The organism is Streptomyces olivochromogenes, assembly GCF_001514115.1.
Lineage (GTDB): Bacteria > Actinomycetota > Actinomycetes > Streptomycetales > Streptomycetaceae > Streptomyces > Streptomyces olivochromogenes.
The window spans coordinates 138,867-153,085 of sequence record NZ_KQ948462.1 but is presented as its reverse complement, the minus strand read 5'-3'; the positions used below and the strand labels follow the sequence as shown (position 1 = coordinate 153,085).

12 protein-coding genes and 1 riboswitch are annotated in these 14,219 nt (G+C 71.7%); of the genes, 3 read left to right on the top strand and 9 right to left on the bottom strand.

Going from position 1 to position 14,219, the window contains the following annotated elements:
• Nucleotides 1-36 precede the first annotated feature (36 nt).
• A complete protein-coding gene (sepH, locus tag AQJ27_RS29750; protein ID WP_067375310.1) occupies nt 37-1,092 on the top strand; it encodes a septation protein SepH in 1,056 nt (351 codons plus the stop codon).
• A gap of 151 nt (nt 1,093-1,243) precedes the next feature.
• On the opposite strand, the gene AQJ27_RS29745 is transcribed toward sepH, so the two are convergent.
• The gene (locus AQJ27_RS29745) at nt 1,244-2,095 is read right to left on the bottom strand and encodes a sulfurtransferase (protein WP_067375308.1); all 852 of its coding nucleotides are present in this window, start codon (nt 2,093-2,095) and stop codon (nt 1,244-1,246) included.
• A 324-nt stretch (nt 2,096-2,419) separates the two neighbouring features.
• Between AQJ27_RS29745 and AQJ27_RS29740 the strand changes: the two genes are divergently transcribed.
• The gene (locus AQJ27_RS29740; protein ID WP_067375306.1) at nt 2,420-3,223 is read left to right on the top strand and encodes a VOC family protein; all 804 of its coding nucleotides are present in this window, start codon (nt 2,420-2,422) and stop codon (nt 3,221-3,223) included.
• Nucleotides 3,224-3,243: 20 nt separating this feature from the next.
• Here AQJ27_RS29740 and AQJ27_RS29735 read toward each other — a convergent pair whose 3' ends face one another.
• The 4 genes from AQJ27_RS29735 to AQJ27_RS29720 all read right to left on the bottom strand — a co-directional run bounded on the left by AQJ27_RS29735 (nt 3,244) and on the right by AQJ27_RS29720 (nt 8,698).
• Nucleotides 3,244-3,891: a thymidine kinase gene (locus AQJ27_RS29735; protein ID WP_067375304.1), complete on the bottom strand. Its 648-nt coding sequence runs from the start codon at nt 3,889-3,891 to the stop codon at nt 3,244-3,246.
• A gap of 62 nt (nt 3,892-3,953) precedes the next feature.
• Nucleotides 3,954-5,141 carry an alkaline phosphatase family protein gene (locus tag AQJ27_RS29730; protein WP_067375302.1) on the bottom strand — a complete coding sequence of 396 codons (1,188 nt, stop codon included), beginning with the start codon at nt 5,139-5,141 and terminating at the stop codon, nt 3,954-3,956.
• On the bottom strand, nt 5,141-5,728 hold the full coding sequence (locus tag AQJ27_RS29725; protein WP_067375300.1) for a DUF5998 family protein: 588 nt from the start codon (nt 5,726-5,728) through the stop codon (nt 5,141-5,143). Before AQJ27_RS29725 ends, AQJ27_RS29730 begins: the two co-directional genes overlap by 1 nt.
• 150 nt (nt 5,729-5,878) lie before the next feature.
• On the bottom strand, nt 5,879-8,698 hold the full coding sequence (locus AQJ27_RS29720; RefSeq protein ID WP_067375298.1) for a bifunctional acetate--CoA ligase family protein/GNAT family N-acetyltransferase: 2,820 nt from the start codon (nt 8,696-8,698) through the stop codon (nt 5,879-5,881).
• 178 nt (nt 8,699-8,876) lie between these two features.
• Between AQJ27_RS29720 and AQJ27_RS29715 the strand changes: the two genes are divergently transcribed.
• On the top strand, nt 8,877-9,158 hold the full coding sequence (locus AQJ27_RS29715; protein ID WP_054229914.1) for an HPr family phosphocarrier protein: 282 nt from the start codon (nt 8,877-8,879) through the stop codon (nt 9,156-9,158).
• Between the two features lie 183 nt (nt 9,159-9,341).
• On the opposite strand, the gene AQJ27_RS29710 is transcribed toward AQJ27_RS29715, so the two are convergent.
• The 4 genes from AQJ27_RS29710 to AQJ27_RS29695 all read right to left on the bottom strand — a co-directional run bounded on the left by AQJ27_RS29710 (nt 9,342) and on the right by AQJ27_RS29695 (nt 14,158).
• The gene (locus AQJ27_RS29710) at nt 9,342-10,037 is read right to left on the bottom strand and encodes a GntR family transcriptional regulator (protein WP_067375296.1); all 696 of its coding nucleotides are present in this window, start codon (nt 10,035-10,037) and stop codon (nt 9,342-9,344) included.
• A gap of 212 nt (nt 10,038-10,249) precedes the next feature.
• Complete coding sequence (locus AQJ27_RS29705; protein ID WP_067375294.1) at nt 10,250-11,014, bottom strand: M23 family metallopeptidase; 765 nt, start codon at nt 11,012-11,014, stop codon at nt 10,250-10,252.
• Between the two features lie 12 nt (nt 11,015-11,026).
• Nucleotides 11,027-11,187, bottom strand: a riboswitch (cyclic di-AMP (ydaO/yuaA leader).
• A 245-nt stretch (nt 11,188-11,432) separates the two neighbouring features.
• Nucleotides 11,433-12,821, bottom strand: coding sequence for a M16 family metallopeptidase (locus AQJ27_RS29700; protein ID WP_067375292.1), 1,389 nt, complete (start codon nt 12,819-12,821; stop codon nt 11,433-11,435).
• Nucleotides 12,818-14,158, bottom strand: a complete 1,341-nt coding sequence (locus tag AQJ27_RS29695) for a M16 family metallopeptidase (RefSeq protein WP_067375290.1) — start codon at nt 14,156-14,158, stop codon at nt 12,818-12,820. The genes AQJ27_RS29700 and AQJ27_RS29695 overlap by 4 nt, the downstream gene beginning before the upstream one ends.
• Nucleotides 14,159-14,219 lie beyond the last annotated feature (61 nt).

Genomic DNA, 14,219 nt, shown 5'->3' with positions numbered 1-14,219 from the left:
CACGTGACGTCGGCAGGCACCACCCGGGAGGTCCCCATGCCCGAACTGCGTGTCGTGGCCGTCTCTAACGACGGCACACGGCTGGTGCTGAAGGCTGCGGACAGCACGGAGTACACGCTTCCGATTGACGAGCGTTTGCGCGCCGCTGTTCGCGGCGACCGTCCCCGCCTCGGCCAGATCGAGATCGAGGTGGAGAGCCATCTCCGCCCCCGAGACATCCAGGCGCGGATACGTGCCGGCGCCTCCGCGGAGGAAGTCGCCCAGCTCGCGGGAATTCCCGTCGACCGGGTGCGTCGCTTCGAGGGCCCCGTGCTCGCCGAGCGTGCCTTCATGGCCGAGCGGGCCCGGAAGACTCCTGTCCGCCGCCCCGGTGAGAACGCTGGACCCCAGCTCGGTGAGGCCGTCCAGGAACGACTGCTGATCCGGGGCGCCGAGAAGGACACCGTCCAGTGGGACTCGTGGCGTCGTGACGACGGCACGTGGGAAGTGCTGTTGGTCTACCGGGTCGCGGGCGAGCCGCACTCGGCGAGCTGGACGTACGACCCGCCCCGGCGGCTCGTCCAGGCCGTCGACGACGAGGCGCGCTCGCTGATCGGCGAGTCCGACGACCTCGCGGCGCCCGAACCGAGCTTCCCGTTCGTCCCGCGCATCGCACGGCTGCCGCGCGACCGCCCGCTGGACCGTGCCCTGGACCGGCAGATGGAGCGCCCGAGCCTGCCCGGGCCTTCCCCCGAGCCGATCGAGGAGAGCGCGAGCGAGCGCGACTCGCTCACCAGCCTCCTGGAAGCGGTGCCCAGTTTCCGGGGCGACATGGTGGTGCCCGAGCGGCCCGCCGGCGCGGAGCTCCCGGCGACGGAGGAGCCACCCACCGAGCCCGAGGCGGAGGAGCCCCCGGCCCCCGCGGCCTCGGCCGGTGCCGGGTCCGCCTACGCGGACGTGCTCATGCCCCGCTCGGTCGGCAGCCACCGCGACCGTCTCGTCGGCGCGACCGACCGCCAGGCCGAGGCCGACGGCGTCCGACCGGGCCGCAGAGCGGCGGTCCCGAGCTGGGACGAGATCGTCTTCGGGACGCGACGAAAGAAGCAGGACTAGTCAGTTGTACGACATCGGGGCCCGCGCCACGCTGGAGCGGGCCCCTTTGCCGTTACTGGAGGTCAGGGCCCATCGAGACTTACCGTTACTGGCGGTCGGGGCCCATAGCGACTCGCCGTTACTGGGGGTCGGGACCCATCACGACTTGCCGTTACTGGGGGTCGGGACCCACCGCGACCGGACGGCCGCCGTCCCGCGACCACTCCGACCAGGACCCCACGTACAGCGCGGCCGGCACGCCCGCGACGGCGAGCGCCAGTACCTCATGGGCGGCGGACACGCCCGAACCGCAGTAGACGCCGACCTCCGAAGTGCCGGTCACGCCGAGGGACTTGAAGCGCTCCGCGAGCTCGTCCGATGGCCGGAACTCGCCGGTCTCCGTGACGTTCTCCGTGGTCGGCGCCGAGACCGCGCCCGGGATGTGCCCGCCCACGGGGTCGATCGGCTCGACCTCGCCCCGATAGCGCTCACCGGCCCGGGCGTCGAGCAGCAGCCCCGTACGGGCGAGCGCGGCGGCCCCGTCCGCGTCCAGCAGCGGCCGGGCGCCCGCGACCGGCTCGAAGGTTCCCGGGGCGGGCTCGGGGACCTCCGAGGACACCGGCCCGCTCCAGACGGCCAGCCCGCCGTCAAGCACGCGCACCGACGGATGCCCCGTCCAGCCCAGCAGCCACCAGGCCCGCGCGGCGGCCCACCCCACGCCACCGTCGTACACGACGACGTCCCGGTCCGCGGACACTCCTGCGGCCCGCATCGCCTCGCCGAAGGCCTCCAGGTCGGGCAGTGGATGGCGGCCGCCCTCGCCCGGCTCCCCGGCCAGTTCGGCATCCAGGTCGACGAAGACCGCGCCGGGGATGTGCCCTGCCGCGTAGGCGGCCCGGCCGTCGAAGGGGGCGGCCCCGGCGGCCGTCGCCGTGGAGAGCTGCCAGCGGATGTCGAGCACGACCGGCGGGTTCGGTCCCACCAGGTCGCTCGCGAGTTCGGATGCGGAGATGATGGCGTTCATGGCCACCATCCTTGCGTACGGGGTGGCCCCGGCGTCCAGGTCCGGCTACTCTGCTCGGCCGGACAGGTCCGATCACCGGGCGTACCGGATCGGGCACATGCTGTACAGCCGATGGACACTCCCCGGCAATCGCGCGGAAACGGATGGGAAACGGCTCATCGGGCATTCTCCGGCAGTGGACCACTACACGATGACGCCGCCGGGGCGCGCAGGGTGACGGGTGGTGCGAGCATCTGCACGGGGCGTGCACGCGCGCGATTGCGGTACGCGTGTTGGTAGGCGGAAGGTGAACGGCCACCGCGAGGGGCCGAGAAGAGAGTGACGATGACGGAGGCACGGGAGTCGGCCGGCCCGAACGGCACCACGAACGCTCGACACGCACCCGGCGTGCCCTGCTGGGTGAGCCTGATGGTGCACGGGATGGCCACGACCCAGGAGTTCTACGGAGAGCTGTTCGGCTGGGAGTTCCAGCCGGGCCCACGGCAGCTCGGCCCGTATGCGCGGGCCCTGCTCGACGGTCACGAGGTGGCGGGAATCGGACAGATGCCACCCGACCGGCATCTGCCGATCGCCTGGACGCCGTACTTCGCCTCGGATGACGTGAACCACACCGCCGAGTCGGTACGGCACTGCGGCGGCACCGTGGGTGTGGGTCCCCTGGACGCCGGGGAGGCCGGGCGGCTGCTGATCGCCTCGGACCCCACGGGCGCCGTCTTCGGAGTCTGGCAGGCGGCGGCCCATCTGGGAACGGCGCTCCACGGGGTGCACGGCACGCCCGCCTGGATCGAGTTGGTGACCCGTGACACCGAGAGCGTCGTCAAGTTCTACCAGGGGGTCTTCGGACACGAGCCGGAGCCGGTCGTCTCGGCCGACTTCGACTACATGACCCTGCACATCGACGGCCGCCCGGTGGCAGGCATGCACGGCGTCGGCCACGGCCTGCCCCGTGACCGCGGCCCGCACTGGCTGACGTACTTCGAGGTCGCGGACGTGGACGAGGCCGTCGCCCAGGCCACCGACCTCGGCGGACACCTCCTCAAGGCGGCCCACGACTCGCCCTACGGACGGGTGGCCACGGTGGCGGACCCGGAGGGCGCGGTGTTCTCGGTGATCCGCACCGAGCGATGACGCACGCGGCGCGCTGAGGGTCAGGCGGAGGCGATCGGCAGTACGTCGGGCGAGAGGGCGCCCGCGCGAGCCGTCGCCGCCGTCATCCGGCGCCGGTGGTGTCGCCGGCACAGGACCTCGTAGCCGATGTCCTCCGCCTGATTGACGTCGCCGACGACCACCTGGGCGCCCTCGACGACCATTTCGCCGCCTATCGTGCGGGCGTTGTGGGTGGCACGGGCGCCGCACCAGCACAGGGCCTCGACCTGGAGGACCTCGACCCGGTCGGCGAGCTCCACGAGGCGCTGGGAGCCGGGGAAGAGCTTGGAGCGGAAGTCGGTGGTGATTCCGAACGCGAAGACGTCGACCCCCAGGTCGTCGACCACCCGGGCCAGTTGGTCGATCTGGCGGGGGGCCAGGAACTGCGCCTCGTCCGCGATCACGTAGTCCGCCCGGCCGCCCTGGGAGAGGTGGTCGACGAGGTACCCGTACAGGTCCTGGTCGTCCGCGACCTCCACGGCGTCCGTGACCAGGCCGAGGCGGGAGGAGAGCTTGCCCTCCCCCGCGCGGTCGTCACGCGTGAAGATCATGCCCTGCAGGCCCCGGGCCGAGCGGTTGTGCTCGATCTGGAGAGCCAGCGTCGACTTCCCGCAGTCCATCGTTCCGGAGAAGAACACCAGCTCGGGCATGGGGGGTTGAGCACCTTTCGGCAAGAATGGGGGCGGGCGCAGGAGAGTCGGGCGGGGAGGGGTCAGGTACGTACTTCCAGGAGCGGAACGTGCTGCTCCACCGGCGCCATCGAACCGTGGTTGCCGACCATCGCCGACTCCTTCGGCTCCCGCTCGGTCGCGACGATCAGGACGTCGTCGCAGGCCGCCGCCACGACGTCGCCGATCCGGGCGTAGACGCGTTCGTCGACCTGTGGCCCGAACCAGCCCGCCGCGATCGCCTCGTCGCGTGAAGCCACCCAGAACTGCTCGCCGAGCACCTCGCGCCAGCAGGTCAGGACGTCCGCCTCGGCACCCGGGACGGCGTACACATGCCGGGCCCGGGCCTCGCCGCCCAGCAGGGCGACTCCCGCGCGCAGCTCCCAGTCCTCGTCGAAGTCGATGCGGTGCTGCTCGTCGAAGGGGATGTCGATCATGCCGTGGTCGGCGGTGATGTACAGCGCCGCGCGCGGCGGCAGTTGCTCCGCGAGGCGCTGGACCAGGCGGTCGACGTACATCAGCTGACCGCGCCAGGGGTCCGAGTCGACGCCGAAGCGGTGGCCCTTGCCGTCCACCTCGGCGTAGTAGGTGTACACCAACGAGCGGTCGCCGGCGGCCAGTTGTTCGGCCGCGAGGTCCATGCGGTCCTCGCCGGACAGCCGCCCGTGGAACGTTCCGCCGCTCAGGGCGATCTTCGTGAGCGGGGTGTTCTGGAAGGTCGGGGACGAGACCTGGGCCGTGTGCACACCCGCCGCGTCCGCGAGCTGGAAGACGGTGGGGTACGGCTGCCAGACGCGGGGTTCCGTCCAGGGACTCCAGCGCAGCTGGTTCATCAGCTCGCCGGTCCTCGGGTTGCGCACGGTGTAGCCGGGCAGGCCGTGCGCGCCGGGTGGCAGGCCCGTGCCGACGGAGGCGAGGGAGCTCGCGGTGGTCGCCGGGTAGCCGGCGGTGATCGGCCGGCCGGTGCCGCCGCGCGAGCTGCCGAGGAGGGAGCTCATGAAGGGGGCCTCGTCCGGGTGCGCCTTCAGTTGCTCCCAGCCGAGACCGTCGATCAGAAAGACGCAGTTCCGGTCGGCCTCGGTCAGTTCCGGTATGGCGGTGGTCATGCCAGGGACGCCCATGCCGGCGGCGAGCGTGGGCAGCAGATCGGCGAGCGAGCCCGCGCCGTACTCGGGGACGGGCGCGGAATCGATGGCCAGCGGTTCCGGGTGGTCCCAGGTGGGCAGCGCCATCAGCGGGTGACGTCCGCGGTCGCCTCGGAGAGGGACTGCGCGAAGGCGAGGGCCTGGCGCACCGTCTCCGGGCCGTCCCCGGCCTCGCTGACGCGCAGGCTCAGGTCGTCCGCCGTCGAGTTGCCCGTGTAGCCGTGGTCCGCCTCGCAGTTGGGGTCGCCGCAGGCAGCGGGCTCCAGGTCGATACGGGAGACCGCGCCCCAGCCGATGGTCAGGACGACCTCGCGGGGCAGCGTGCCCGGCGTGTACGACTCGGGATTGGCGACGACCCGGCTGACGACGACCGACGAGATCCGGCCGAGTTTCACGGACTCGGTCGAGGTCGTGGCGTACGGCGTCGGTGAGGTCGTGTCCGCGTTCTGCTCGTCGGTGTGGCTCACGATGAAGCGGTTGCCGGTGAGGACGAGCACGGTCACATGCCGGCGCACCTCGTTGGCGTCGAACGTCGTCTCCTGGTGGACCAGGTACGACCGGATGGTGTCGCCGCCGATCGCGGCCTCCACCGCCTCGGCCACGAGGGCCGGGTAGTAGCCGCTGCGCTCGATCGCCGCTCGCAGCCCCTGGGTCGTCGTACTGGTCTTGGCCATGACGTCCATCCTACGGTGGCCCACTGACTGCGAGGCACCGCTCGCGGGTGTCTGTCGTGGACGGATCAGAACGAATCGCCGACGGCGGCGGACGCCGGTACGGCTCGGACGGCGGGTCCGATACAGCTGAGACGGCGGGTCCGGTACGGCTCAGACGACGGGAAGCGTGCGGGGGCCCAGGTCGTCGCGGACGGGGGCGCGGGCCAGCCGCACGGTGGCGCCGAGCACGCTCAGGCCGCGCGGAGCGACCACCACCGGCTCCAGGGAGACGGCGACGACCTCCGGGTGGTCGTCGACCAGCCGCGAGACGCGCAGCATCAGCTCTTCGAGGGCCACGGTGTCGACCGGCGCCGAGCCACGCCAGCCGAACAGGAGCGGCGCCGTCCGGATCGACCGGACCAGCGAGCTCGCGTCCCGGTCGGTGACCGGAACCAGTCGGTGTGCCGTGTCCCCGAGCAGCTCCGACGCGGCTCCGGCCAGGCCGAACGAGAGCACCGCTCCGGCCGCCGGGTCGATGACGGCCCGTACGACCGTGTCGACCCCGCGCGGCGCCATGCCCTGCACGACCGGGCGCAGCACCTCCGGCGTTCCGAAGAGCTCGGTCAACTCCGCGTACGCCCTCCTCAGTTGCGCCTCGTCCGTCAGATCCAGGCGTACGCCGCCCAGGTCGGCGCGGTGCCTCAGGTGCGGTGCGGTGGTCTTGAGGGCCACGGGGTAACCGAGGGTGCGCGCGGCCGCCGCGGCCTCGTCGGGTGTCGGCGCGGGCAGTGCCCGGTGTACGTCGATGCCGTACCGCCCGAGCAGCACGCAGGCGTCCTCGGGGGCGAGCGTCAGTCCCGAGCCCCGGGAGAGCAGCTCGTCGACCTGCTCGGCGGCGCCCTTCTCGTCGATGTCCTCGTACTCGGGGACCTTGCCGGGGTCGGCCACCTCGCGCCGCCACTGGGCGTACTTCACGGCCTCGCCGAGGGCGCGGACGGCGCGCTCGGCGGCGGGGTAGGCGGGGATGAGCCGGGGGCTCGCCTCCGAGGGGCCGCTGACCGTGGTGGCCGGGCGTTCGATGGGACGGGGTGCCTGACCCGCGCCGGGTGCCGTGGACGCCGCCTGTGGTGCGGTGCTGGCCGCCGCCGACAGGGCCTCCGCGAGCCCGCCGAGCTCGACGTGCACCACGAGCACCGGCTTCGCCGGGGCCGAGGCCGAGGCCGATCGCAGGGCCTCCGCCAGGGCCGCGTCCTGGGCCGACGTCTCCCCCACCGCCGGAATGGCGGTCACCACCACGGCGTCGCACCTGTCATCGGCGAGGGCTTTCGTCAGCGCCCTGTGGAAGTCCTCCGACGAAGCCGCCGTGGTCAGATCCAGCGGAGGAAGCGGTCGCAGTCCTTCGGCGAGGCACGCGTCGAACGTCAGCAGCCCCAGGGACTCCGAGTTGCCGAGGATGGCCACCCGCGGTCCCGCGGGGAGCGGCTGGCGGGCCAGCAGAAGCCCCGCGTCGACCAGCTCGGTGATCGTGTCGACCCGGATCACCCCGGCCTGCCGCAGCAGCGCGGACACGGTGGCGTGCGGCAGCCGGGTGGCCCGTACGGCATGCCCCTGGGGAGCGGCGGCGTGCCGCGCGCCCTGGACCACGACCAGCGGCTTGGCCGCCGCCGTCCGCCGGGCGAGCCGGGTGAACTTGCGCGGGTTGCCGATGGATTCGAGGTACATCAGGGCGACGTCGGTGTCCGGGTCGTCGTACCAGTACTGGAGTACGTCGTTGCCGGACACGTCCGCCCGGTTCCCGGAGGAGACGAAGGTGGACACTCCGGTCACGCCGGTGACGCCGCCGCCGCGCCGGTGCAGCCGGGAGAGCAGCGCGATCCCGATCGCGCCGGACTGGGCGAACAGGCCTATCCGCCCGGGGCGCGGCATCTCGGGCGCGAGCGAGGCGTTGAGGCGCACCTCGGGGGAGGTGTTGATGACCCCGAAGGCGTTCGGTCCGATGATGCGCATCCCGTACGTACGGGCCTGGCGGACGAGTGCGCGCTGGCGCTCGCGTCCGGCGGGGCCGCTCTCGGCGTACCCGGCGGAGACGACCACGAGGCCCTGCACCCCGTGCTCGCCGCACTCGGCGACGACTTCGGGGACGTACGGCGCGGGCACGGCGACGACCGCGAGGTCGACGGGCTCGGCGATGTCGCGGACGGAGCGGTGGGCCGGGACGCCGTCGAGGTCCTTCTCCTGGAGTGCCTTGTTCACGGCGTACAGCCGCCCGGTGAACCCGGCCTCGCGCAGGTTGTCGAGGACGCTGCGTCCCACCCCGCCGGGGGTGCGGCCCGCTCCGATGACGGCGACCGAGCCGGGTGCGAGCAGTCGCTGCACGGACCGCGCCTCGGCGCGCTGCTCCCGCGCGCGCTGCACGGCGAGCGAGCGGTCGGTGGGTTCGAGGTCGAACTCCAGGCGTACGACGCCGTCCTCGAAGTGCCGCTTCTGCTGGTACCCGGCGTCCGTGAACACCTTGATCATCTTGCTGTTGGCGGGCAGTACCTCGGCGGCGAAACGGCGGATGTCCCGCTCTCTGGCGACGGCCGCGATGTGCTCCAGGAGGGCCGAGGCGACGCCGCGGCCCTGGTGGGCGTCCTGCACGAGGAAGGCGACCTCGGCCTCGTCGGCGGGTGCCGAGGCGGGCCGACCATCGGCATTAATACGGTCATAGCGTACGGTGGCGATGAACTCGCCGCCGATCGTGGCCGCGAGTCCCACCCTGTCCACAAAGTCGTGGTGCGTGAAGCGGTGGACATCCTTGGCGGACAGGCGCGGGTAGGGCGCGAAGAAGCGGTAGTACTTCGACTCGTCCGAGACCTGCTCGTAGAAGCTCACCAGCCGCTCGGCGTCGTCGACGGTGATGGGCCTGATGCGGGCGGTGCCGCCGTCGCGCAGCACCACGTCGGCCTCCCAGTGGGAGGGGTACTCGTGCCGGTCCGACGAGGTCTGCATGGGCCCCAGAGTACGGCTCGCGTCCGACAACGGCGCGAGGCAGGCTAGGGGCACCGAAGTCGGTTCCAGGCCGGGATCCGACGCGGAGTTCGGGACGGGAACAACACCCTGCCCGGACTCGCTTCACGTTGTGGAACACTGGTCTAGACAACCCTGAACACCTGAAGGGCAGCATCACATGGCTGAGCGCCGCGTCAACGTCGGCTGGGCCGAGGGCCTCCACGCCCGTCCCGCCTCCATCTTCGTCCGGGCGGCCACGGCCTCCGGTATCCCCGTGACGATCGCCAAGGCGGAGGGCAACCCCGTCAACGCGGCCTCCATGCTGGCGGTCCTCGGCCTGGGCGCCCAGGGCGGCGAGGAGATCGTCCTCGCCTCGGACGCCGAGGGCGCGGACGCCGCGCTCGACCGGCTGGCGAAGCTGGTGGCGGAGGGTCTCGAGGAGCTCCCCGAGACCGTCTGAGAAAGAGCCCTCGAGCGGGGTTCCTCAATTGATGGCGGGAGTGGTCTTCGCACCAAAAGACCCCACCCCGCACGCATTCAAAGGGCTCGCCTGAAAACATCGGGCGGGCCCTTCGCTTTTCCCAATTACGGGCAGCAGAAATAATCCCCCGCGAATTACCTCTCTTTGTATACGGTGCCGGTGTTAATGACGCACGCCCGTCATGTTTACGGGATGTTGCGAAGTCCTCACACGCTCCGGACGATCTCCCCCGCCGGGAAAGCGCAGCCGGTGCGCGACCGTCGCGCGCTCGGTGTGCAGCGCCATGACCGCCCGCGCCCGCTCGCTGTCGCCGCGCGCCACCGCGTCCACGATCCCGCCGTGCTCCGCCCAGGACTCCGCCGGATTGGCCGGCGCCTCGACCGCGTACATCCAGGCGATCTTGTGCCGCAACTGGGCCAGCGTGGAGGTCAGCGCGGGGCTCCCGGAGGCCTGCGCCAGGGTCTCGTGGAACCAGCCGCCGAGCGAGCGCAGATCCTCGCTGTTCCCCCTCCTGGCCCGCTCCTGACCCAGTCTGACCAGGCCTCGAAGCACCTTGAGGTGGGCCTCGGTACGCCGCTGCGCGGCCCTCGCGGCGCCCAGCGGCTCCAGGAGCATGCGCATCTCGAGCAGGTCCGCGGCCTCCTGCTCGGTGGGCTCCGCGACGCACGCGCCCGCGTGCCGACGGGTGACGACGAAGCCCTCGGCCTCCAGCGTGCGCAGGGCCTCGCGCACGGGGACCCGCGAGACGCCGTAGCGCCGCGCGAGCAGTTCCTCGGTGAGCCGGCTGCCGCGCTCGTAGACACCCGCGACGATGTCGTCACGGATCGCCGTGCATACCGAGTGCGCGGGAATGCGCATGACCGGACCTCCGCCTTAATCCCCGCGAAACGCGGTCGATTGACGCTTGTTCAGTGACTCTATTGCAGAGAGCCGGAATTTCCGATGGCGGGCCGGAATCCATGGATATTTTTTGGACAGACAGTCGTTCGAAACGACGAAGCCCCGGCTGAGGGGAGCCGGGGCTTCGGAAGTGTTGACGCGGGTCGTCAGACGTTAGGGATGTGCGAGTGTCAGACGTTCACGCCGTGTGAGCGGAGGTAGGCGACCGGGTCCATGTCGGAGCCGTACTCCGCCGTCGTGCGGGCCTCGAAGTGGAGGTGCGGCCCGGTGGTGTTCCCGGTGGAGCCGGAGAGGCCGATCTGCTGGCCCGGGGTGACCGTCTGCCCCACGGAGACACCGATGGACGACAGGTGGCCGTACATCGTGTAGGTGCCGTCGTGCATCTTCAGGACGATCTGGTTGCCGTACGCGCCGCCCCAGCCGGCCGTGACGACCGTGCCGGAGCCGACCGCGTGGACCGAGGTCCCGGAGGCGGCGTGGAAGTCGACGCCGGTGTGGCTGCCGGAGGACCAGAGGCTGCCGCCGGTCTTGTAGCCGGTGGAGATGTACGAGCCGGTGATCGGCAGGACGAAGGTGTTGAGGCGCTTGCGCTCGGCGGCGCGGGCGGCACGCTCCTTGGCCTCGCGCTCCTTCTTCGCCTCCTCGGCGGCCCTCTTGCGCGCGGCCTCTTCGGCCTTCTTGCGCGCGGCGGCCTCGTCGGCGGCGCGCTGCTGGGCGGCGGCCTGCGCGTCGATCTGGGCGGCGACGTTGTCGCCGAGGGTGACGGCCTGGGTCAGCCCGGTCTGCTCGACGGAGGCGTCCGCGGCGAGTGCCGGGGCGGCCAGGGTTCCGATGACACCGGTGGTGGTGAGCGCGGCGACGCCGACGGCGTTCGTGGTGGAGCGCTTCACGCGGCTCGGACGGCGGTGTTTCCCGGGGCCACAGGTGAACGCCATGTAGGGGCTGGTCCTTTCCTTCCCTCTCGCCTACCGGGTTAGCTGACGGGTTCGGAGCAGGAAGGTCTCCTACGGACCCCCTCCAGGGAGGGCGTCCGATTCACCCCAGGGACTACGTGTGGGTCCCCGGCTCCCCTGGCTCGCGCCGTACGGGGACTCGGCGATGACTGTCCGGTGCCGCGGGCGCGGCGCACTGCCTGACGAACAGCCGCACCGACGCTAGACGGGCGTCTTTCAATCAACAAACGGATCACGGCTTTTGTAGTGCATGCCACAGGGCAGACGGGCAACCTCCCTACCAATACGGACATCTTGGGGATGAAGCCCGAGCGAAAACCCGAGCGGAAATCCGATCAAAAAGGGGCCCGGGCGACTGATCAGTCACCCGGGCCCTACGGAGTCACGCTCCGTTGAACCTCTACTCCGCCGAAACGACGGTCACTTCACCGATTCCGAGGGCCTTGACGGGCTCCTGGATCTGCGCGGCGTCGCCGACGAGGACGGTCACCAGACGGTCCACCGGGAAGGCGCTCACGGCGGCCGCGGTGGCCTCCACGGTGCCGGTCGCGGCGAGCTGCTGGTACAGCGTCGCCTGGTAGTCGTCCGGCAGGTACTGCTCGACCTGGTCCGCGAGCGTGCCCGCGACGGCCGCCGCGGTCTCGAACTTGAGGGGCGCCACCCCCACCAGGTTCTGTACGGCGATGTCGCGCTCGGCGTCCGTCAGGCCCTCTGCGGCGAGGGTGCGCAGCACCTTCCAGAGGTCGTCGAGCGCCGGGCCGGTGTTCGGGGTGTCCACGGAGCCGCTGATGGCGAGCATCGCGATACCGGTTCCGTCCGGCGCGGCGCGCAGGACCTGACCGAACGCCCGCACACCGTAGGTGTAGCCCTTCTCCTCGCGCAGGACGCGGTCCAGGCGCGAGGTGAGGGTGCCGCCGAGGCAGTACGTGCCGAGCACCTGGGCGGGCCACACACGGTCGTGCCGGTCGGCGCCGACGCGGCCGATGAGCAGCTGCGTCTGGACCGCGCCGGGGCGGTCCACGATGATCACACGGCCGGTGTCGTCGGCGGCCACCGGCGGCACGGGTCGCGGCTCGGCGGACGAACCGGTCCAGTCGCCGAGCGTCTCGGCGAGCAGCGCGTCGAGGTCGACGCCGGTCAGGTCGCCGACGATCACGGCGACGGACGTGGCGGGACGTACGTGCTTGTCGAAGAAGGCGCGTACGGCCGCCGAGTCGATCTTCTGGACGGTCTCCTCGGTGCCCTGGCGCGGGCGCGACATGCGCGAGGTCGCCGGGAACAGCTCCTTGGAGAGCTCCTTGGCGGCACGCCGGGCCGGGTTGGCCGTCTCGTGCGGGATCTCGTCGAGCCGGTTGCGCACCAGCCGCTCGACCTCGCTGTCCGCGAACGCCGGTGCCCTCAGGGCGTCGGCGAGCAGCCCGAGCGCCTTGGGCAGGCGCGAGACGGGCACTTCGAGCGACAGCCGCACGCCGGGGTGGTCGGCGTGCGCGTCGAGGGTGGCGCCGCAGCGCTCCAGCTCGGCGGCGAACTCCTCGGCGGAGAGCTTGTCGGTGCCCTCGGAGAAGGCGCGCGCCATGATCGTGGCGACGCCGTCGAGGCCCACGGGCTCGGCCTCGAGCGGCGCGGCGAGCAGCACCTCGACGGCGACGACCTGCTGGCCGGGGCGGTGGCAGCGCAACACGGTCAGGCCGTTGTCCAGCGTGCCGCGCTCGGGCGCCGGGAAGGCCCAGGGCTTGGGCTGACCCGCCTGGGGCTGCGGATGGAAGTCCATGGTGGCGAGCTCGGTCACTTCGCCGCCTCCTCGTCCTCTTCGGTGGTGCCGGCAGCGACCGGCTCGTACACGAGCACCGCGCGGTTGTCGGGGCGCAGGCGGGACTTTGCGACCTCCTGGACCTCCTCGGCCGTGATGTCCAGGACGCGCTGTACGGCCGTCAGGGCGAGCTGCGGGTCGCCGAACAGGACGGCGTACCGGCACAGTTCGTCGGCGCGGCCCGCGACCGTGCCGAGCCGGTCCAGCCACTCGCGCTCCAACTGGGCCTGGGCGCGCTCCATCTCCTCGTCCGTGGGGCCCTCCTCGGCGAACCGGGCGAGCTCCGCGTCGACGGCGGACTCGATCACCGGGACCTCGACGTCACCGGACGTCTTCACGTCCAGCCAGCCCAGGGAGGGCGCTCCGGCGAGCCGCAGCACGCCGAACCCTGCCGCGACGGCGGTGCGGTCGCGGCGTACGAGCCGGTTGTAGAGCCGGGACGACTCGCCGCCGCCGAGGATGGTGAGCGCCACGTCGGCCGCGTCGGCCGCGCGCGTGCCGTCCTCCGGGAGCCGGTAGGCGGCCATCAGGGCGCGCGCCGGGACCTCCTCCTCGACGACCTCGCGCAGCTGCTCGCCGATGACCTCGGGCAGCGAGCCGTCGCGCGGGGCGGGCTTGCCGTCGTGCCCGGGGATGGAGCCGAAGTACTTCTCGATCCACGCGAGCGTCTGCCGTGGGTCGATGTCCCCGACCACGGAGATCACCGCGTTGTTCGGCGCGTAGTAGGTGCGGAAGAAGGCGCGGGCGTCCTCCAGGGTCGCCGCGTCCAGGTCCGCCATCGACCCGATCGGGGTGTGGTGGTACGGGTGGCCCTCGGGGTAGGCGAGCGCGGTCAGCTTCTCGAAGGCGGTGCCGTAGGGCACGTTGTCGTAACGCTGGCGGCGCTCGTTCTTGACGACGTCCCGCTGGTTCTCCATGGACTCGTCGTCGAGCGCGGCCAGCAGCGAGCCCATGCGGTCGGCCTCCAGCCAGAGGGCGAGCTCCAGCTGGTGGGCGGGCATCGTCTCGAAGTAGTTCGTGCGCTCGAAACTGGTCGTTCCGTTGAGGGAGCCGCCCGCGCCCTGCACCAGTTCGAAGTGGCCGTTGCCCTTCACCTGGCCGGAGCCCTGGAACATCAGGTGCTCGAAAAGGTGAGCAAGGCCGGTACGGCCCTTGACCTCGTGCCGTGAGCCGACGTCGTACCAGAGGCACACCGCCGCGACCGGGGTCAGATGGTCCTCGGAGAGCACCACGCGCAGGCCGTTGGCCAGGCGGTGCTCGGTCGCTGTCAGGCCGCCGGAGCCTGCCTCAGCTGTGGCCGTGTGACCCATGGGCATGTACGTCCCTTCGATCGCGGAAACTGCAGAATTCCTGCCGGTCCTGCCACTGTATGCAAGC

Excerpts from the sequence above, each read along its gene's own strand:
- sepH (WP_067375310.1), top strand. The coding sequence starts at position 37 with ATGCCCGAACTGCGTGTCGTGGCCGTCTCTAACGACGGCACACGGCTG.
- AQJ27_RS29745 (WP_067375308.1), bottom strand. The coding sequence starts at position 2,095 with ATGAACGCCATCATCTCCGCATCCGAACTCGCGAGCGACCTGGTGGGA.
- AQJ27_RS29740 (WP_067375306.1), top strand. The coding sequence starts at position 2,420 with ATGACGGAGGCACGGGAGTCGGCCGGCCCGAACGGCACCACGAACGCT.
- AQJ27_RS29735 (WP_067375304.1), bottom strand. The coding sequence starts at position 3,891 with ATGCCCGAGCTGGTGTTCTTCTCCGGAACGATGGACTGCGGGAAGTCG.
- AQJ27_RS29730 (WP_067375302.1), bottom strand. The coding sequence starts at position 5,141 with ATGGCGCTGCCCACCTGGGACCACCCGGAACCGCTGGCCATCGATTCC.
- AQJ27_RS29725 (WP_067375300.1), bottom strand. The coding sequence starts at position 5,728 with ATGGCCAAGACCAGTACGACGACCCAGGGGCTGCGAGCGGCGATCGAG.
- AQJ27_RS29720 (WP_067375298.1), bottom strand. The coding sequence starts at position 8,698 with ATGCAGACCTCGTCGGACCGGCACGAGTACCCCTCCCACTGGGAGGCC.
- AQJ27_RS29715 (WP_054229914.1), top strand. The coding sequence starts at position 8,877 with ATGGCTGAGCGCCGCGTCAACGTCGGCTGGGCCGAGGGCCTCCACGCC.
- AQJ27_RS29710 (WP_067375296.1), bottom strand. The coding sequence starts at position 10,037 with ATGCGCATTCCCGCGCACTCGGTATGCACGGCGATCCGTGACGACATC.
- AQJ27_RS29705 (WP_067375294.1), bottom strand. The coding sequence starts at position 11,014 with ATGGCGTTCACCTGTGGCCCCGGGAAACACCGCCGTCCGAGCCGCGTG.
- AQJ27_RS29695 (WP_067375290.1), bottom strand. The coding sequence starts at position 14,158 with ATGCCCATGGGTCACACGGCCACAGCTGAGGCAGGCTCCGGCGGCCTG.